The following is a 17,123-nucleotide window of genomic DNA, read 5'->3' as shown; positions in this document are numbered from 1 at the left end:
GCGGTGAGAGGGCCGTTTGCCTCGACGCCTCCGGCGGCGTGCCGGACTCCGTCCGGCGGGGGAGGGGGCGTCCGGGCGGGTGGCGGGAGTGTCGGTCACGGGCGCCAGGTCACCCGGTGTTCGGACAGGTGGGCCAGGACCGCGTGGTTCGCCTCCCAGCCGTCGGGAAATTTCACCAGGGTGCCCAGCTGGACCGGTTCCGTCGACGGGTAGTCGTCCAGGAGGTCGGTCACACCGGCGCGGCAGACCATGATGCAGGCGTGGCGGTGGCGGGAGGCGAGCACGCACAGGCGGCCCGTCTCCAGGTGGAAGGCGGTGGCGTCCGGGCGGCCGGAGAGCGGGTGGAGGACGACCGTCACGTCGTACTCACGGCCTTGGAGGCGGTTCGCCGTGTCGACGGTGACGTCGGCCGCGCCCAGCTCCGCCAGGGCCGCGCGGACGGCCGCCGCCTGGTCCCGGTGGGCGGTGCCGACGGCGATCCGGTCGGCGGTCAGCGGCGCGGGGTCGGGGGAGCGCTCGGACAGCGCCGCGCCGCCCCGGTCCAGCAGACGCCGTACCACCGCCGCCACCGCCCGCACCGCCTCCGGGTCGGTGCGCGGCGTGTGCCGGGCGGGCAGCTCCAGAAGGCCCCAACCGGACTCCGCCGCCTCGTCGATCACCCGGTCCGGTCCGGAGCCGTCGGAGGGGACGGCGAAGGTGAGCCGGCGGTCGCCGTGGCCGGTGCCGCTGCGGAACGGGGTGTACGGGTAGAACGCGCCGGAGACGAGCGGGGCCGCGGAGGCCGGCAGGCGCCAGGAGACCGGGAGGCGGTGCTGGGGCAGCTCCGGGTTGTGGGCGAGGAGCGTGGAGACCGCGGAGGCCGACGGGTCGTACGACAGGCCCGCCCACTGCTCGCTGCCCACGATCGCGAACGGGTCCAGCTGGCCGGGGTCGCCCACGAACAACGCCCGTTCGAACAGGCCGGCCACGGCGAGCAGCGAGTCCGAGCGCATCTGGTACGCCTCGTCGACGATCGCGTGCCGCCAGGGCTCGTCCACCTTGACGTGCGCCCACTTCGCGGCGGTGGAGAGCACCACCCGCGTCTGGGCGAGGTCGGCGGCCTTCGCCGACTTGCGGACGCTCGGCAGGTCGTCCAGCGCCTTGTCGTACGGGTCGGCGTCGCTGCTGTGCAGGCGGCCGACGGGCAGCTCCGGGTCCTTCTCGGCGAGCCGCAGCACCAGGTCGTCGACCTGCGCGTTCGTCTGCGCGACGATCATCAGCGGGCGCCCGGCGCCGGCGAGTTCGAGTGCCGCGCGGACCACGAGCGTGGACTTGCCGGCGCCCGGCGGGGAGTCCACGACCACGCCCCGGTCGGTGCCGTGCAGGGTGTCGTGCAGGATCGCGGCGGTGGCCTGCGCGGCGGCCGTGCCGGGATCGAAGTCCGTGGTCGTCACAGGATGTCCTCCGCGGTCACGGTGTCGGCCGCCTCCGGTGCGGCCTCGCCCGGCGGCCCCCCGTGCGTCCACGGGGTGTCCTCCGGGTCGGGGAGCTTGGCGCCGCCGCGCTGCTCGTGTTCGAACAGGGTGAAGACGAGCCGGTCGCCCTTCTCCGGCACCGAGCCCTCCTCCGGTTCCTTGCCGCGGCCCATCTTGTCCAGGACGCGCAGCACCACGACCCCCTCCGCCTCGAACCCGACGAACTCCGCCGCCTGCGGTCTGCCGCCCAGCGAGCGGTAGACCTTGACCCGCTCGCCCAGCTGCGGCCGGTCCTCCGTGCGCACCGTCACCAGCGGGCGCGGGCTGGGCCGCCTGCCCTCGCTGTACGCCATGACGACGTCGAGGACCTCGCCCGCGAACGCCTCCCCGGACAGCCGCCGCCCCGCCATCACCAGCGGGTCGTCGAGCGCCTCCTGGGCGTCGAGACGGGCCTGCTCTCGCTCGCGGGTGGCCAGCTTGTTGGCCGCGGTCACCGCGTCGTCACGGCGCGGCTGCGGGGGCTCACCGGCCAGGACCCGGTCCCGGTGGCCGGTGAACGACCAGCGGTCGCGCGTCCACCGCTCCTCGACCCGGGCGCCCTCCGGCAGCCCGCGCAGCAGGTCCAGCCCGCGCCAGACCGCGTCCCAGGTGGGCCGGGTACGGCTTTCGACCAGCGCGCGGATCTCCCGCTCGGCGGAGGTGAGGATCGCCAGCCGGTCGTCCGCCTGCAGGCCGTCCTCCGCCTCGGCGAAGGCGGTGCGGGCCCGGTCGTACCGCTCGAAGGCGGGGGCCAGCAGCCTGTTGTCGAAGGCCGGGTCGGTGGCGGGCCCGGCCGGCGGGCACAGCAACTGTCCCTCGGCGTCCCGCGCCAGCTCGGCCGTCCGCGCGGCCGTCGCGCCCGTGCTGCCCTGCGGCGGGTCGATCCAGGCGAGCAGCGCGCCCAGGTGCTGGTCCTCGATGCCGGACTGGCCGGTCGCCCAGTGCCGGGACAGCAGGTCCGTCGTGGCGAGCAGCAGGGAGGAGCCGGGGACCCGGGCGCGCTCGCCGAAGTGGGTGAGCCAGCGGCCGAGCAACGGCACCCGGGGCGGCGCCGGATAGGGCGCCTCCGGGTCCTGCTCCGCGGTGCGCCGGAACCGCATGGACCGCCCCAGCAGCCGCACGTACTCGATGCCCGCGCGGCCGGGGACGATCACCTGGGGTGCGTCCGCGCACAGCTCGACCTCGACCTTGACCCGCTTGCCGGTCTCCGGGTCGGTCTCGGTGCGCTCGGCGGCCTCGACGCTGTCCGCGTAGGTGTCGAGGTAGGGCAGGACGACGTCGGCGAGCTCGGCGAGGAAGGTGAACCGCAGGTCCCGGTCGCGCGGCTGCGGGACGACCAGCAGACGCGGGGCGTCCCGGTCGGTGCCGACCAGGGCGCCGAGCGGGGCGCCGGCCTCACCGGAGGTGGTGAGCGGGACGAACACCAGCGGATGCGGGGAGAGATGCCGGTGGCGGACGGTCGCCGCGGGCTGCGCGACGCCCGTGCTCACCGCTTCCAGACGGGCGAGGGTGGTGATCAGGGACACACGGCCCCCTCGACGCCGGAGCCGACGCCGACGCCGGAGCCGACGACAGCGCCGGCACCGGCTCCGGCACCGGCGCTCAGCGCTTCCGCGCGCAGGGCCGCCGCCCGGCGCAGGGCCGCCACCGTCGGGTCGGCGGGGTCGCCGCTCTCGCCGCGCGCCGCCGCCAGCACCTCCTCGACGGTGGCCAGCCCGCCCAGCTCGGCGCGGGCCGCGCGGCCCAGCGCGGTGACCTCGCCGGCCGCGCGGGAACGCTGCCGGCAGTGGAAGGCCAGTTCGCAGGCGGACAGGCACTCGGGCGCGTAGGCGGCGGGGACGGCGTCCACGGCCGCCGTGAGCTGCTCCGCCGGCAGGTCCGGGGCGAAACAGGTGCCCTCGGGCAGGGCGTCGGCGATCTCCTGGATGCGGGTGAGCCGGGTCAGCTGGCGGGCGGTGACCGCGCGCTGCTTGCGGACGTCCACGGCGGCGGCGGTGGGCAGGTTGGCGAAGTCCTTGGGGCAGACGAGGAGCACGTCGTGGCGGACCCGCGGGGGCGGGGTGAGCCGGGCCGCGACCTGCTCCAGGGCCAGCACGTACACCGCGGCCTGCCGGGCGGCCGCGCCCACCTTCGCCGGGTCGGCGGAGCCGTCCAGCATCGGGAAGGACTTGATCTCCACCACCGTCCAGCTGCCGTCCGGGTGCACGACCACCGCGTCCGGCTCCAGGAACGCGGGCGAGCCGGCCACCTCAAGGGCCAGCATGGGATGGTCGAACAGCGCCCAGCCGCCCGCCTCGACGGCCTCGCGCAGCGCCAGCGCCGTACGGGCCGTACGCCCCTCGGGCCCGCTCGCGGACAGGTCGGGCACGGCGGCCCGCTCGGCCGGCTCGGCGCCCGGGTCGAGGTGGGCGCGGACCAGGCGCAGCAGCTCGGCCCCGCCGTCGCCCTTCACCTTCGCCTCGAAGGCGTTGCCCCGGGTCAGCGCGAACTGCGACTGGCCGAACGCGGACGGCGAGCCGAGGGCGCCCGCCAGCGCGGTCTTGTCCACCCCGGCGCCGTCCAGGATCGCCCGCCGCCTGCACCCCGGGTTGGCGGCGAGCGCCGCGAGGGCGCGCGCGTCCAGGGCCTTGGCCGGGACGGCGGGGCCGCGCAGCTCAGCGAGCCGGTGCCGGAGCGCCGTCCCCCGCGTCTGTGGGGGAAGCGTCCGGTTCGGCTGCGGGGGCGAGCCGGGGCTCGCGCTGCGCTGGAATTCGCTCACCCGCCGAAGTCTGGCATCCGGCACTGACAATCGGGGAACCTGCGCCGCCCGAGCGCGCTGCGACCAGGGAGCCGCCCGGGGTGATCCGCGCCCTGACGAGATCCGCGACCCGCAGCACCTGCGGCGCCAGCAGGTAGCCCACGCCCATCACGAACACGCCCGCGACGGCGTCCAGGAAGTAGTGGTTGGCGGTGCCCATCACGACGATCGCGGTCAGCAGCGGGTAGGCCACGCCGACCACCTTGGTCAGGCGGTTGCCGCCGTGGCGCCACAGCATCACCCCGCACCACAGGGCCCAGCCGCAGTGCAGGCTCGGCATCGCCGCGTACTGGTTGGTCATCCCGCCGAGGCCGCGCGGGGCGCTGGCGTCGCCGCCCCACCAGCCGTACGAGCTGTACTGGGCCATCGTGTCGACGAACCCGTACTTCACGTCCAGCAGCCGGGGCGGGCAGGTGGGCAGCAGGGTGAAGCCGATCAGGCCGATGAACGTGGACGTCATCAGCCAGGTGCGGGCTCGCCGGTACGCCTCGGCGCGCTTGCGGAACAGGAAGACCAGGATGGCCGGGGTGACCAGGTAGTGCAGCGAGGCGTACCAGAAGTCGGCCGGTATGCCGAGCCAGGGCTCGCGCGTGAACAGGCGGTTGAGCGGGTGCTCGGCGTTGAGACGCAGGTCCTTCTCGATGCGCAGGATCGCCAGTCCGTGGTCCACGGCGGCGGAGGTGTTCCCGCGCGCGAGCAGGCGGCCGGCCGTGTAGCAGCCGTACACCAGCAGGATCAGCGGCAGCTCGGTCCACCAGCGCAGCCGGGTTCGTGCAGCCACCTCGGCGCCTGGTTTCTCGGTCTGCGGCATCCGACTGCCTCCCCCTTCTCGTCCCCGTCCGCGCGGCACCCGGCGGGCCGACCGTGACACTTTACGTTGCGCGCTCTCCCGCCCATGCGGGGCGCTCAGCACTCAAAGACGCGGAGAGCGCGCGCCGGGTTGCCCGCCTCCCGCCCCGTTCCCGGCGCCTTCCCAGCCTGGGTGATGATGGAGGTGTCCCGCTTCCGAATTTCTCCCGAAAGGTTCTCCTTCGATGGCACCGCGCATCCTGCTGGCCCGGCACGGACAGACGGAGTGGTCACTGTCCGGCAAGCACACCGGCAGGACCGACGTGCCGCTGCTGGAGGAGGGCCGGCGGGGGGCCAAGCTGCTCGGCGAGCGCCTGCACCGGCCGCCGTTCGACGGCCTCGCGGACGCGGAGGTGCGCACCAGCCCGCTGGCACGCGCACGTGAGACCTGCGAACTCGCCGGTTTCGGCGACCGTGCCGCCTCGTGGGACACGCTGATGGAGTGGGACTACGGGGCGTACGAGGGGCTGACCCCGGCGCAGATCCAGGCGTTCCGGCCGGGGTGGCTGATCTGGCGGGACGGGGTGCCCGGGGGCGAGTCCCTGGCGGAGGTGACCGCGCGGGCCGACGAGGTCGTCGCCTGGGCGCGTGCCGCCGACCGCGATGTGCTGGTCTTCGCCCACGGGCACGTTCTGCGGTCGATCGGGGCGCGGTGGCTGGGCCTCCCGCTGGACTTCGCGGCGCGGATCCGACTGAACCCGACGTCGCTGTCGGTACTGGGCTGGGCCTACGGCGAGCCCGCGATCGAGAGCTGGAACGACCTGGGTCACCTGGCCGGCTGACGGGGGCAGGATCCCCAGCGCCGACCCGTGCCGCCCTGGGGGGATCCCCAGGCCCTTGAGGCACTGGGGGAGGCACGACTGACCGCAGCCAGGACGTGCGCCGTCAGGGGCGCTGGGGGCACCCCCGGCCGAAGGCTGGGGGAGGAACTGCGCGGCCAGCCCCCACCCACCCGCAGCCGGACGACTACCGGTGCCGCCCCTGTCGGCCCTACACGCCCCTCGGCGTGGACGCGTGGCGGTCCAGGAACTCCTGGACCCCGCTCGCGCGGCGGTGCGGGAGGAGGACCCGGGCCGTGCCTGCCAGCATGCCCTGGATCCGGGACGACTGGACCTGGTCCAGCAGGTCCAGGACCCGCATGCCCGCCGTCGCCGCCTCGTCCGGCCGCCCCCCGCGCGCGAGGTCGTCCGCGAGCTCCGCCGTGTACAGCGCGATGTTCCGCGTGAAGTGCGGATCCTGCAGCTCGGCGGCCCGGTGCGCGTGGCGGGCGGCCCGACGCCAGTCGCCCAGCATGGACCAGCACTGCGCCTCCAGGCCCTCCAGCTCGGCCTCCCCGTAGAAGCTCATCCACTCGGGATCGGCGTCCGAGTGGCCCCGCTCGAAGAGGGCCTGGGCGCGGGCCAGCGCCTGTTCCGCGCCGGTGCGGTCGGCGAGCCCCGCCCAGCCGCCCGCCTCCCGCAGGGCCAGCAGGGACATCAGACGGGCCGAGCCGAGCGGCCGGCCCACCCGCTGCGCGGCCTGTGCCGCGCGGACCGCCTCCCGGGGGCGCCCGGCGTCGCGGGCGAGGAACGCCGTGTTGCAGAAGGCGTGCGCCTCCAGCCCCGGGTCCCCGGTCATCCGGGCCGTCGCCAGCGCCTCCGCGTAGTGCGAGCGGGCGTCGTCGAAGCGGCCGGAGTCATGGGCCAGCCAGCCCACCGAGATGGCCAGTTCACCGGCGCCCGCGTGCAACCGCTCGACGGTCGTCTGCCGGGTCGCGCCCGCGTCCAGGAGCGCGTACGCCGCGCGCAGCGGAGCCGCCGCGCGCCGGTACAGGCCGTCCGCGCCGTGCCGGTCGTCCAGCAGCCGGATCCGGCGTACGGCCTCCTCCAGGGCGGCCGCGTGCGCGGACCCGGCGCGGCGCACCGGCCGGTCCGCCGCCACGGCGTCGATGGTGAACCCCAGGGGGCCCAGCGTGGCGGCGGCCACGGTGGCGCCCCCGCCGGTCATGAATAGGCGACGCAGCACGTCGCTCTCCTCGTAGTTGTCGTGCGTCTCGTACGGGTCCTGCGGGTTCCGCGTCTCGTGCGGGTCATGCGAGAGGTACGCGTCCTCCGGGTCATACGGCTCGATGGCCACCGGCGTCTCACTTCCGGTGAGGGCCGAGGGCCCGTCCTCCGGCGGCCGCGCCGCGCGTCCGCGGACGGACGAGCGGGGCGCGAAGCCGAGGTCGGTGAGCGTGCGACCGGGGAACATGTGCAGGAACACCCGTTCGTACGCGTAGTTCGGGCAGCGGATCTCACCCGCCTCGACCCGGCCGATGTAGCGCGCGTCACAGCTCACCCGCTCGCCGATCTCGCGGGCGGCACGCCGTACCAGCGCGGCGAACTCGGCCGGCGAGTGCCGGCCGCGCACCTGCCGGAAGGCGAGGTTCGGCCGTACCGGCCGATCGGGCTGCGGTGAGCCCGTGGTTGACGACGCCATGGCCGGGTCCTCTCGTGCGAACCGTCGAACCATGCCGGACTCATGGTGACTTGTCCGAGTGGACCCTTGATTCCGGCGGGCAAGAACGTACCTGCTGTGTCGGACCCGTGACGCTGTGTTTGGCTACAAACCGGATATCTCATGCACGATCTGCCATGAACTGCCATCCTTTGCGGCTGACTTCCGCCGTAGCCGTTGACGCGCTGACGCGTTGGACGTCATGGACGGCAAAAGGGCTGCGTGGTGGAGGCCGGGATGGAGACCAGCCAGAGAAACGATCCGGACGGCGCGGGATGCGACCTGGTGACGGTGCCGGCCCGGCAGGGCCTGGAGGCCGTCGACATCCTGCGCCGGGGGACCGGGGACGCGGTGGGGCCCGTGCTCCACGACGACGGGGGCTGCACCCTCGGCTTCGTGGTGCCGGCCGGTACCGCGGCGGGCTGGGACGTCCCCGGCTCCACCTGCACCGGGACCGACGGGCACGGGCTGCGGCTCAGCCCCGCGCCACCGGTCGAGGGCTCCGACTGGCTGCTGCCGCCCGGCGAGGCCGACCTCGCCACCGACCCGGCGGTGCTGCGCCGGGCGCTCGGAGAGGCGGCCCGGACGATCGCGGCGGCGGACAGCTGCAGCTGAATTCCCCCGGACGGCCGCCGCCTGCGAAGATGGCGGAATGGGCAGGTCCAGAATCTCGCGGCGTGGGTCGGCTGCCGCCGAGGCGGTGGTCGAGGCCGTCGACGGCGGGCTGGCCCAGCTCATCCCCGACCCCGACCGCGGCCGGGCCTGGACGCTGCTCCTCGACGGCGCGCCGCAGTCGCACGTCGACCTGGACGACCCGGCGTACCTCTCCTTCGAGTACCAGCGCCGGCTCGGCCACGTGATCGATCTGGTCGCACCGCCGGGCAGGCCCGTGCAGGTCGTGCACCTGGGGGGCGGGGCCTGCACGCTGGCACGGTACGTCGCCGCGACCCGGCCCCGTTCCACGCAGCAGGTGGTCGAGCGGGACGCGGCCCTGGTCCGACTGGTGCGGCGGGAGCTGCCGTTGGACCCCGGCGCGCGGATACGGGTGCGCTCCGTGGACGCCCGGGAGGGGCTGGGCAAGGTCCCGGAGGCGTGGGCGGACCTGGTCATAGCGGACGTGTTCAGCGGGGCGCGCACTCCGGCGCACCTGACGTCCACGGAGTTCCTGGACGAGGTGCGCAGGGTGCTGCGGCCAGGGGGGTTCTACGCGGCGAACCTCGCGGACGGGCCGCCGCTGGCCCACCTGAAGGGGCAGATCGCCACGGTGGGGGCGCGGTTCGCGGAGCTCGCGGTGGTGGCCGACCCTGCGGTCTGGCGGGGCAAACGGTTCGGCAACGCGGTGCTGGTGGCGGCCGACGTCCAGCTGCCGGTGCCCGAGCTGACCCGGCGCTGCGCATCCGACCCGCACCCCGGGCGGGTCGAACACGGGCGCGCGCTACGGGACTTCACCGGCGGTGCGACCGCCGTGACCGACGCGGTGGCCGTGGCTTCCCCTTCCCCGCCGCCTTCGGTGTTCCGGTGAGCCCGCGGCGTGCCTCAAGGGCCTGGGAGGTGCCCCCCGGGGCGGCACGGGTGGGCGCGGGCGGTGACCGGTGAGCGCCGGGAGCGTGCGCACCCCCGGGTCGGCTGTCAGTACGTCTCCACCTGGACCTGCGGTGGGCCGTCGTGCCACGTGCAGAAGACCGTCACCCGGTCCGTGCTCCTGCTGAACTCGACGCGGATCCAGGTCTCCGTCTTCCACACCTGCATCGACCAGCCCGTCCCCGGCGTCGCCGACACCAGGGTCGCGCTGGTGTCCCCCAGGTCGAAGACCGCTCGCCCGCCGTTCGTGTCGTACGCCTTGACCTGGCCCGAAGCGGATGCGGAGGCGGAGGTGGAGGTGGCGCTCGGGGCCGGGGTGGTGACCGGAGTGCGGGAGGGCGTCGGGGCGGGAGCCGCCGACGGGCGGGCGGCCGTGCGGGACGGACTCGGGGCGCGGGACGCCGGCGACGCCTTCGCCGTGGCGCCCTGCGCCGCCGGTGCGTCGTCCGCCGCCGTGACGGGCAGCGCACGGGGCGGGTCGTAGGCCGTGGCCGCCACCACCGTGTGGACACCCCACCAGGACAGGGTGACCGCCGCGCCCGTCGCGAGCAGCCAGGCCATCACGTGTACGAGTCCTCTGCGCATCGCGGGCCATACTGCCTCAGGGGGACCGCCGTGCGCACCCGGCCGGAGTTGTCCACAGGCCCCGGCCGACGCCCGCCGCATGGCGTACGGTGCGGCGCATGGCAAGTGTGCTCGTGGTCGAGGACGACCAGTTCGTACGCTCGGCGCTCATCCGGCAGTTGACCGACGCCTCGCACACCGTGCGCAGCGTCGGCACGGCACTGGAGGCGCTGCGCGAGGTCGCCCATTTCCGCTTCGACGTGGTGGTGCTGGACCTCGGACTGCCGGACCTGGACGGCTCCGAGGCGCTGAAGATGCTGCGCGGCATCACCGACGTGCCGGTCATCATCGCCACCGCCCGGGACGACGAGACGGAGATCGTCCGGCTGCTCAACGCGGGCGCGGACGACTATCTGACCAAGCCGTTCTCCGTCGAGCACCTGTCGGCGCGGATGGCCGCCGTGCTGCGCCGGGCGCGGTCCGGCGGGGGTGAGCCGGCCCCGTCCAGCGTGCTCCGGGTCGGCGGCCTGGCGGTGGATCCGCTGCGCCGTCAGGCGGAGTTGGACGGGGTCCGGCTCGACCTCACCCGCCGCGAGTTCGATCTGCTGGCCTTCCTCGCCGGCCGGCCCGGGGTCGTCGTCCCGCGCAAGGAACTGCTGGCGGAGGTGTGGCAGCAGGCGTACGGGGACGACCAGACCATCGACGTGCACCTGTCGTGGCTGCGCCGGAAGCTGGGGGAGACGGCGGCCCGGCCGCGCTATCTGCACACGCTGCGCGGGGTCGGCGTGAAGCTGGAGCCGCCCGGCGGGGAAGCGAGGCCGGTCGGATGAGATGGGCTCTGGTCAAGGTCTGCCTGGCGGTCACCGCGATGGTCGTGGTCGCCTTCGCCGTCCCGCTCGGCCTGGTCGTCAAGGAACTGGCCCGCGACCGCGCGTTCTCCAACGCCGAGCGGCAGGCCGCCGCCGTCGCCCCGGCGCTGTCCATCACCACCGACCGGGACAAGCTGGAGCGGGTGGTGGCCTCGGCCGGCGCGGACCGGGGCATGGCCGTGCACATACCGGCGGCCGGTGGCCAAGCCGCCGTCGACATCGGCCGGCAGCGCGCCGCCGACCGGGACATCGCGGCCGTCCGGAAGCTGGGGCGGGCCTCCACGACCGGCGTCGACGGCGGGTCGACCCTGCTGCAACCGGTCGCGCTCGGCTCCGGCGCCATCGCGGTCGTCGAGGTGTACGTGCCCGAGTCCGAGGTGACCAACGGGGTCGGCACGGCCTGGGCGGTGCTGGCCGGCGTCGGCCTGGCGCTGATCGTCGGCTCGGTCGCGGTCGCCGACCGGCTGGGCGTACGGATGGTGCGGCCCGCCCAGCGGCTGGTGGAGGGAGCGCACGAACTGGGGGAGGGCAAGCTGGGGGCGCGGGTGCCGGAGGAGGGTCCGAACGAACTGCGGCTGGCGGCGGTCGCGTTCAACTCGATGGCCGACCAGGTCGTGCAACTGCTCGCGAACGAGCGTGAGCTGGCCGCCGATCTGTCGCACCGGCTGCGTACCCCGCTCACCGTGCTGCGGCTGAACGCGGCCTCGCTGGGCGACGGGGCCGCCGCCGAGCAGACCCGGGCCGCGGTCGCCCAGTTGGAGCGCGAGGTCGACACCATCATCCGGACCGCCCGGGAGGCCAAGCCGCAGACGGCGGCCGCCGGGCCGGGCGCCGGGTGTGACGCGGCCGAGGTGGTGCGGGAGCGGATGGGGTTCTGGTCGGCGCTCGCGGAGGACGAGGGCCGCAAGTGGCGGGTGGCCGGTGTGGACCGGCCGGTGCGCATACCCGTGGCCCGCGCCGACCTGGCCGCCGCGCTCGACGCGCTGCTCGGCAACGTCTTCCGGCACACCACCGAGGGCACCGCCTTCGCGGTCGACGTGCACCACGCGGAGGACGCGGTGATCGTGCTGGTCTCGGACGCGGGACACGGCATCCGGGACCCCGAGGCGGCGATGGCCCGCGGACGGGGTTCCGGGGCGGCCGGGTCGACCGGGCTCGGCCTGGACATCGTGCGCAGGCTCGCCGAGTCCACCGGCGGTGACGTGCGGATCGGGTCGTCGGTGCTGGGTGGGACCGAGGTGCGGATCTGGATCCAGCTGGACGGCGGGAAGCCGGAGCGCAGGGGGCACCGGGAAGCGGTGCGCCGACGTCGTTCGCGCAGGCGGCCGGGGGACGCCGGCCGGAGGGGAACCGGCAGAATTGGTCTCGACCTTTAATCCGTCCCGATGACTTCCTTAAGCGCGCCCTAAGATCCCCAACGGCCGTCCACATCAAGCCGTTTGTCCGATTCCCGGTCGCTAGCGTGCTGCCGCACCCCACCCCGTTCGGCAGGCGAAGGCAGGCACGGCATGAGCACGCACCGGCGCAGAATCAGCAGCAGGAACAAGGTCATCGGCGGTCTGGTCGCCGCGGCCGTGGTCGGAGGCGGGGCCGTCGCGTTCACCGGGATCGCGCAGGCGGCCGGGGTCGGCGCCGCGTACACGAAGACCAGCGACTGGTCGACCGGGTACACCGCCCAGTACGTCGTCACGAACAACAGCGGTGCCAGGGAGCACGACTGGACGCTGGAGTTCGACCTGCCGGCCGGCGCGAAGCTCAGCTCGCTGTGGAACGCCGAGTACACCGTGAGCGGGCAGCACGTCACCGTGAAGCCGCCGAAGTGGGACACGGACGGCCTCGCCGCCGGCGAGTCGGACACCGTCGGCTTCGTGGTCAACGGCACCGCGGACCCGACCGGCTGCCGCATCGACGGCGCGAGCTGCTCGGCGGACGGCACGGCGACCCCGGAGCCCAGCGGCCGCCCGACACAGCCCACCACCCCGACCGCGACCCCGACAGCCACCACCCCCGCCGCCCCCACCCCCACCGCGACGGCCACCCCCACCGCGTCCCCCACCCAGACCACCGGCTCGGGCACCACCACGTCCGCCGGCTTCGCCCCGTACGTCGACACCTCCCTCTACCCGGCGTTCGACCTGCTCGCCGCGGTGAACGCGACCGGCGTGAAGACCTACAACCTCGCCTTCGTCACCGACGGCGGCGGCTGCACGCCCAAGTGGGGCGGGGTGACGGACCTGGCGAGCGACGGCGTGGCCTCCCAGATCGGTGCCCTGCGGGCCAAGGGCGGCGACGTCCGGGTCTCCTTCGGCGGCGCCTCCGGCTCCGAACTCGCCACCACCTGCTCCTCGGCGGACGCGCTGGCGACGGCGTACGGCAAGGTCGTGGACGCGTACAGACTGACCAAGGTCGACTTCGACGTGGAGGGCGGGGCGCTGCCCGACACCACGGCGAACACCAACCGCGCCAGGGCCATCGCCAAGCTCCAGGCGAGCCACCCCGGCCTGGACGTCTCCTTCACCCTCCCGGTGATGCCCGAGGGCCTCACCCAGGACGGCGTCAACCTGCTCTCCGACGCCAAGGCGAACGGCGTGAAGATCAGCACGGTCAACATCATGGCGATGGACTACGGCGCCTCCTACAACGGCGACATGGGCACCTACGCCATCCAGGCCGCCACCGCCACCCAGGCCCAGATCAAGAGCGTCCTCGGCCTCTCCGACTCCGCCGCCTGGAAGTCGGTGGCCGTCACTCCGATGATCGGTGTCAACGACGTCTCCTCCGAGGTCTTCAAGGTGGACGACGCCACCCAGCTCGTCGACTTCGCCAAGTCCAAGGGCCTCGGCGGACTCTCCATGTGGTCCGCCACGCGCGACCAGCAGTGCCCCGGCGGCCCCAAGCCCACCGCCGACGCCACCTGCAGCTCGATCACCCAGTCCGCGTTCGCCTTCGCCAAGGCGTTCGCAACGATCGGCTGACCGCACGGAAGCGCACCAAAGGGGCGCGGGGAACTGCGCGACCGGCCACGACGGCGCGGCAGCCGGACGACGTCGTCAGACGGCTGCCCCCGTCGCCGGCAACGTGCCCGTGCGGGCCGCCTCCCCGTACCAGCGGGCGCTCGACTTCGGCGTCCGGGTGAGCGTCGCGTAGTCGACGTACACCGCGCCGAACCGCTTCCCGTACCCGTACGCCCACTCGAAGTTGTCCATGAGGGACCACAGGTAGTAGCCGCGCACGTCCGCGCCGTCGGCGATCGCGCGCCGCACAGCCGACAGGTGGCCGTGCAGGTAGGCGATGCGCTCCGGGTCGTGGACCGTGCCGTCCGGCTCGGGCTTGTCGTCGTAGGCCGCGCCGTTCTCGGTGACGTAGAGCGGCAGGCCCGGCGCCTCACGGGTGTAGCGCATGATCAGCTCGTGCAGGCCCGTCGGGTCGATCGTCCAGCCCATCTCCGTGCGCTCGCCCGGCGGCTGGTGGAAGGCCACGTCGTCGGCGCCGGGCCACGGGGAGTGGCTGCTCGTGCCGTGGCCGTCCGCACGCGGACCGCTCGCCCCGCCGGACGCCGCGGACACCAGCGCGGGTGTGTAGTAGTTCAGCCCGAGGGCGTCCAGCGGCTGGTTGATCGCGGCCAGGTCGCCGTCGAGGACGTACGACCAGTCCGTCACCGACGCCGTCGCCTCGAACAGCGAGGGCGGATAGGAGCCGTGCAGGATCGGGCCGTGGAAGACGCCGTTGGCCAGGTCGTCGATCGTCCGGACCGCCGCCAGATCGGCCGGGTCCGGCGACAGCGGCCGTACCACCGAGGAGTTGAGGCTGATCGCGACCTGGTTGGCGGCCGGCATCACCGCGCGCAGCGCCGACGTGCCCAGGCCGTGCGCGAGGTTGAGGTGGTGCGCGGCGCGCAGCGCGGCCGCCGGGTCGGTACGGCCGGGGGCGTGCACGCCGGAGCCGTAGCCCAGGAAGGCGCTGCACCAGGGCTCGTTGAGGGTGATCCACTGCTCGACCCGGTCGCCGAGCGCCTCGCCGACGATCCGCGCGAACTCGGCGAACCGGTACGCCGTCTCCCGCTCAGGCCAGCCGCCCGCGTCCTCCAGCTCCTGGGGCAGGTCCCAGTGGTAGAGGGTGAGCGCGGGCCTGATGCCCTTCGCCAGCAGTTCGTCGACCAGCCGGCGGTAGAAGTCCAGGCCCGCCTGGGCCGCCGGGCCGCGGCCGGTCGGCTGGACGCGCGGCCAGGAGACCGAGAACCGGTAGGCGTTCAGACCGAGGTCCGCCAGCAGCGCCACGTCGTCGCGGTAGCGGTGGTAGTGGTCGACAGCGAGGTCACCGGTGTCGCCGCCGGCCGTCCTGCCCGGCGTGTGGCTGAAGGTGTCCCAGATGGAGGGGGTGCGGCCGTCCTCCCGTACCGCCCCCTCGATCTGGTAGGCGGAGGTCGCGGCGCCCCAGAGGAAGGCGGGAGGGAAGCTCTCGGTCGGCGAATCGGGCATGGAAGCGCTCCCATGGTCGGCTTGGGCGCCATTATGCATGGGAGCGCTCCCATGGCCAAGAGGGGTGGCCGGGCTCCCGTGGTCGCGGCGGGGGTGCGGTGCGTCCCGATCCCCCAAGGTGCCCCAGGGGGCCCATCGTTCACCTCTCGGCGGCCCCTCCGCGCGTGCCGCGTCCCGGCCCCGAAAAGCCCGAGCGGGCGGCGGTGCGCGGCGCAACTCCCGGGACGTCGACCGTCGTCGCGTCTGTGACCTGCGTGATTCCTGGATGAGGCGGGCTGATGTCGGGCCGGTGAAACCCCCCTGCGCGACACGTTCCCGTGACGTCCGGAACACGCTTAGGCAACAACGCCGTTTTCAAGTCTTGACAGTCGGCCCGACAGGAACCAGTCTTCCGGCATGCCGCGTGGGAGCGGTTCCACGGGTAGCCGGGGGACTTCTCCCGAGTGGCCCGAACCACCCCATGGCCTTTCCCTCTGTCGTCACCGCACCTCGTTGACCAGCACCGTTTCACCGCACGTCGAGTGCTGTGGGCTGGCCGCTGCTCGCACCGAGAGGGCAGGTCCGGATCGCCGGTCCCCGGCGGTCTGTTTCCTGAGATCCCGTTCCCCACTGGAACAAGGAGTAGTGGAATGCGCATCACCCGTACCGGTCGTCGCGGCCGCAGAGCGGCGGCCCTGACCACGACGGTCCTGACCGCCTCGGCGCTGCTGCTGACCGGCTGCAGCAGCGACAGCGACTCGGACGCCTCGGACTCCAACGGGAACATCACTCTCACGGTCGCGGACTTCGGGCAGTTCGGCTACAAGGAGGCCGACCTGTTCGCGAAGTACCACAAGCTGCACCCGAAGATCACGGTGAAGGAAGAGACCACCGCCAACGAGCAGGACTACTACCCCAAGCTCCTTCAGCAGCTGAACACGGGCAGCGGCCTGGCGGACGTCACCGGCATCGAGGTGGGCCGCATCAAGGAGGTCGTCGACACCCAGGCGGCCAAGTTCACCGACCTGAGCAAGACGATCAACGTGAGCGACTGGGTCTCCTGGAAGGAGAAGCAGGCCACCGCCTCGGACGGCACGGTCATCGGCGCGGGCACCGACATCGGCCCGATGTCCCTGTGCTACCGCCGGGACCTCTTCCAGAAGGCGGGCCTGCCCACCGACCGCGACGCCGTCGCCAAGGCCGTCGCCGGCGGCTGGGAGGACTACCTCAAGCTCGGCGAGCAGTACAAGAAGAAGGCGCCGTCCGGCACCTACTTCATGGACTCCGCGAGCGCCATGTACAACGCGGTCGTCAGCTCCTCGGCGCAGCAGTACTACGACGCCTCCGGCAAGCCGATCTACAAGGACAGCCCCTCCGTGCAGCAGGGCTGGAACCTGGCCGCCGAGGCCGCGTCGAAGAAGCTGACCCAGGGTCTGCCGCAGTTCACCGACGCCTGGACGGCGGCGCTGCGCAAGGGCAGCGTGGCGACCGTGGCCTGCCCCGCCTGGATGGCCGGCCAGATCTCCACCAACTCCGGTGACGCCTTCAAGGGCAAGTGGGACATCGCCAAGGCCCCCGGCACGACCGCGGCCAACTGGGGCGGCTCCTTCCTCGCCGTGCCCAAGAGCGGCAAGCACACCAAGGAGGCCGCCGAGCTCGTCAAGTGGCTGACCGCCCCGGAGCAGCAGGCCGAGGTGTTCAAGGCGATCGGCGTCTTCCCGTCGAACAAGGGCGCCTACGACCTGCCCGGCGTGAAGAACGCGACGCTCCCGTACTTCAACAACGCGCCGATCGGCCAGATCTACGCCGACGAGGCCAAGACCATCCCCGAGGCGGTGCTCGGCCCGAAGGACGCGACGATCAAGGACACCATCTCCACGCAGATCAACAACATGGAGCAGCGGGGCACCAAGCCCGCCGACGCCTGGAAGGCCGCGACCGACGCGATCGACAAGGTGATCGGCTGACGACCCGCGGTGCGGGCGGCCCCGCCGGCCGCCCGCACCGCGCGCTGTGCCGTACGAGGTTCCGGTGC

At 73.7% G+C, this 17,123-nt stretch carries 14 protein-coding genes; 7 read left to right on the top strand and 7 right to left on the bottom strand.

Going from position 1 to position 17,123, the window contains the following annotated elements; translation table 11 throughout:
- Window positions 1-95 precede the first annotated feature (95 nt).
- From AB0M11_RS25355 to AB0M11_RS25340, 4 genes are read right to left on the bottom strand one after another with little or no spacing between them, the layout of a single operon-like run.
- Window positions 96-1,433, bottom strand: a complete 1,338-nt coding sequence (locus AB0M11_RS25355) for an AAA domain-containing protein (protein ID WP_365709197.1) — start codon at window positions 1,431-1,433, stop codon at window positions 96-98.
- Window positions 1,430-3,019: a hypothetical protein gene (locus AB0M11_RS25350; RefSeq protein WP_365709194.1), complete on the bottom strand. Its 1,590-nt coding sequence runs from the start codon at window positions 3,017-3,019 to the stop codon at window positions 1,430-1,432. The genes AB0M11_RS25355 and AB0M11_RS25350 overlap by 4 nt, the downstream gene beginning before the upstream one ends.
- The gene (locus AB0M11_RS25345; protein WP_365709192.1) at window positions 3,010-4,251 is read right to left on the bottom strand and encodes a hypothetical protein; all 1,242 of its coding nucleotides are present in this window, start codon (window positions 4,249-4,251) and stop codon (window positions 3,010-3,012) included. The genes AB0M11_RS25350 and AB0M11_RS25345 overlap by 10 nt, the downstream gene beginning before the upstream one ends.
- Entirely contained in the window at window positions 4,148-5,101 is a 954-nt protein-coding gene (locus tag AB0M11_RS25340) for a phosphatase PAP2 family protein (protein WP_365709190.1), read from the bottom strand. The genes AB0M11_RS25345 and AB0M11_RS25340 overlap by 104 nt, the downstream gene beginning before the upstream one ends.
- Window positions 5,102-5,324: 223 nt before the next feature.
- Between AB0M11_RS25340 and AB0M11_RS25335 the strand changes: the two genes are divergently transcribed.
- Window positions 5,325-5,921 carry a histidine phosphatase family protein gene (locus AB0M11_RS25335; RefSeq protein WP_365709188.1) on the top strand — a complete coding sequence of 199 codons (597 nt, stop codon included), beginning with the start codon at window positions 5,325-5,327 and terminating at the stop codon, window positions 5,919-5,921.
- A gap of 208 nt (window positions 5,922-6,129) precedes the next feature.
- On the opposite strand, the gene AB0M11_RS25330 is transcribed toward AB0M11_RS25335, so the two are convergent.
- On the bottom strand, window positions 6,130-7,599 hold the full coding sequence (locus AB0M11_RS25330; RefSeq protein ID WP_365709186.1) for a hypothetical protein: 1,470 nt from the start codon (window positions 7,597-7,599) through the stop codon (window positions 6,130-6,132).
- Between the two features lie 255 nt (window positions 7,600-7,854).
- Between AB0M11_RS25330 and AB0M11_RS25325 the strand changes: the two genes are divergently transcribed.
- The gene (locus tag AB0M11_RS25325; protein ID WP_365709184.1) at window positions 7,855-8,232 is read left to right on the top strand and encodes a hypothetical protein; all 378 of its coding nucleotides are present in this window, start codon (window positions 7,855-7,857) and stop codon (window positions 8,230-8,232) included.
- Window positions 8,233-8,269: 37 nt separating this feature from the next.
- Window positions 8,270-9,139, top strand: a complete 870-nt coding sequence (locus AB0M11_RS25320) for a fused MFS/spermidine synthase (RefSeq protein WP_365709183.1) — start codon at window positions 8,270-8,272, stop codon at window positions 9,137-9,139.
- Window positions 9,140-9,246: 107 nt separating this feature from the next.
- Here AB0M11_RS25320 and AB0M11_RS25315 read toward each other — a convergent pair whose 3' ends face one another.
- Window positions 9,247-9,783 (bottom strand): hypothetical protein, encoded by a 537-nt coding sequence (locus AB0M11_RS25315; protein WP_365709181.1) that lies wholly within the window; start codon window positions 9,781-9,783, stop codon window positions 9,247-9,249.
- A gap of 98 nt (window positions 9,784-9,881) precedes the next feature.
- Here AB0M11_RS25315 and AB0M11_RS25310 point away from each other — a divergent pair, with 98 nt between their 5' ends.
- The 3 genes from AB0M11_RS25310 (at window position 9,882) to AB0M11_RS25300 (ending at window position 13,606) form a co-directional block, all read left to right on the top strand.
- Window positions 9,882-10,592, top strand: coding sequence for a response regulator transcription factor (locus AB0M11_RS25310; RefSeq protein ID WP_365709179.1), 711 nt, complete (start codon window positions 9,882-9,884; stop codon window positions 10,590-10,592).
- The gene (locus AB0M11_RS25305; RefSeq protein WP_365709177.1) at window positions 10,589-12,007 is read left to right on the top strand and encodes a HAMP domain-containing sensor histidine kinase; all 1,419 of its coding nucleotides are present in this window, start codon (window positions 10,589-10,591) and stop codon (window positions 12,005-12,007) included. The genes AB0M11_RS25310 and AB0M11_RS25305 overlap by 4 nt, the downstream gene beginning before the upstream one ends.
- A 132-nt stretch (window positions 12,008-12,139) precedes the next feature.
- The gene (locus tag AB0M11_RS25300) at window positions 12,140-13,606 is read left to right on the top strand and encodes a cellulose binding domain-containing protein (protein ID WP_365709175.1); all 1,467 of its coding nucleotides are present in this window, start codon (window positions 12,140-12,142) and stop codon (window positions 13,604-13,606) included.
- Between the two features lie 75 nt (window positions 13,607-13,681).
- Here the strand turns inward: AB0M11_RS25300 and AB0M11_RS25295 are convergent, their stop codons facing one another.
- Entirely contained in the window at window positions 13,682-15,109 is a 1,428-nt protein-coding gene (locus AB0M11_RS25295) for a GH1 family beta-glucosidase (RefSeq protein ID WP_365709173.1), read from the bottom strand.
- 629 nt (window positions 15,110-15,738) lie between these two features.
- On the opposite strand from AB0M11_RS25295, the gene AB0M11_RS25290 reads away from it, so the two are divergent.
- Window positions 15,739-17,055 carry an extracellular solute-binding protein gene (locus AB0M11_RS25290; RefSeq protein ID WP_365709171.1) on the top strand — a complete coding sequence of 439 codons (1,317 nt, stop codon included), beginning with the start codon at window positions 15,739-15,741 and terminating at the stop codon, window positions 17,053-17,055.
- Window positions 17,056-17,123: the final 68 nt, after the last annotated feature.

Origin of the sequence: Streptomyces sp. NPDC051987, from assembly GCF_040680735.1 — a bacterium.
Classification (GTDB): Bacteria; Actinomycetota; Actinomycetes; order Streptomycetales; family Streptomycetaceae; genus Streptomyces.
This window is presented reverse-complemented; position numbering and strand designations above follow the sequence as displayed.

Excerpts from the sequence above, each read along its gene's own strand:
- AB0M11_RS25325 (WP_365709184.1), top strand. The coding sequence starts at position 7,855 with ATGGAGACCAGCCAGAGAAACGATCCGGACGGCGCGGGATGCGACCTG.
- AB0M11_RS25305 (WP_365709177.1), top strand. The coding sequence starts at position 10,589 with ATGAGATGGGCTCTGGTCAAGGTCTGCCTGGCGGTCACCGCGATGGTC.
- AB0M11_RS25335 (WP_365709188.1), top strand. The coding sequence starts at position 5,325 with ATGGCACCGCGCATCCTGCTGGCCCGGCACGGACAGACGGAGTGGTCA.
- AB0M11_RS25340 (WP_365709190.1), bottom strand. The coding sequence starts at position 5,101 with ATGCCGCAGACCGAGAAACCAGGCGCCGAGGTGGCTGCACGAACCCGG.
- AB0M11_RS25330 (WP_365709186.1), bottom strand. The coding sequence starts at position 7,599 with ATGGCGTCGTCAACCACGGGCTCACCGCAGCCCGATCGGCCGGTACGG.
- AB0M11_RS25310 (WP_365709179.1), top strand. The coding sequence starts at position 9,882 with ATGGCAAGTGTGCTCGTGGTCGAGGACGACCAGTTCGTACGCTCGGCG.
- AB0M11_RS25295 (WP_365709173.1), bottom strand. The coding sequence starts at position 15,109 with ATGCCCGATTCGCCGACCGAGAGCTTCCCTCCCGCCTTCCTCTGGGGC.
- AB0M11_RS25300 (WP_365709175.1), top strand. The coding sequence starts at position 12,140 with ATGAGCACGCACCGGCGCAGAATCAGCAGCAGGAACAAGGTCATCGGC.
- AB0M11_RS25320 (WP_365709183.1), top strand. The coding sequence starts at position 8,270 with ATGGGCAGGTCCAGAATCTCGCGGCGTGGGTCGGCTGCCGCCGAGGCG.
- AB0M11_RS25290 (WP_365709171.1), top strand. The coding sequence starts at position 15,739 with ATGCGCATCACCCGTACCGGTCGTCGCGGCCGCAGAGCGGCGGCCCTG.
- AB0M11_RS25315 (WP_365709181.1), bottom strand. The coding sequence starts at position 9,783 with ATGCGCAGAGGACTCGTACACGTGATGGCCTGGCTGCTCGCGACGGGC.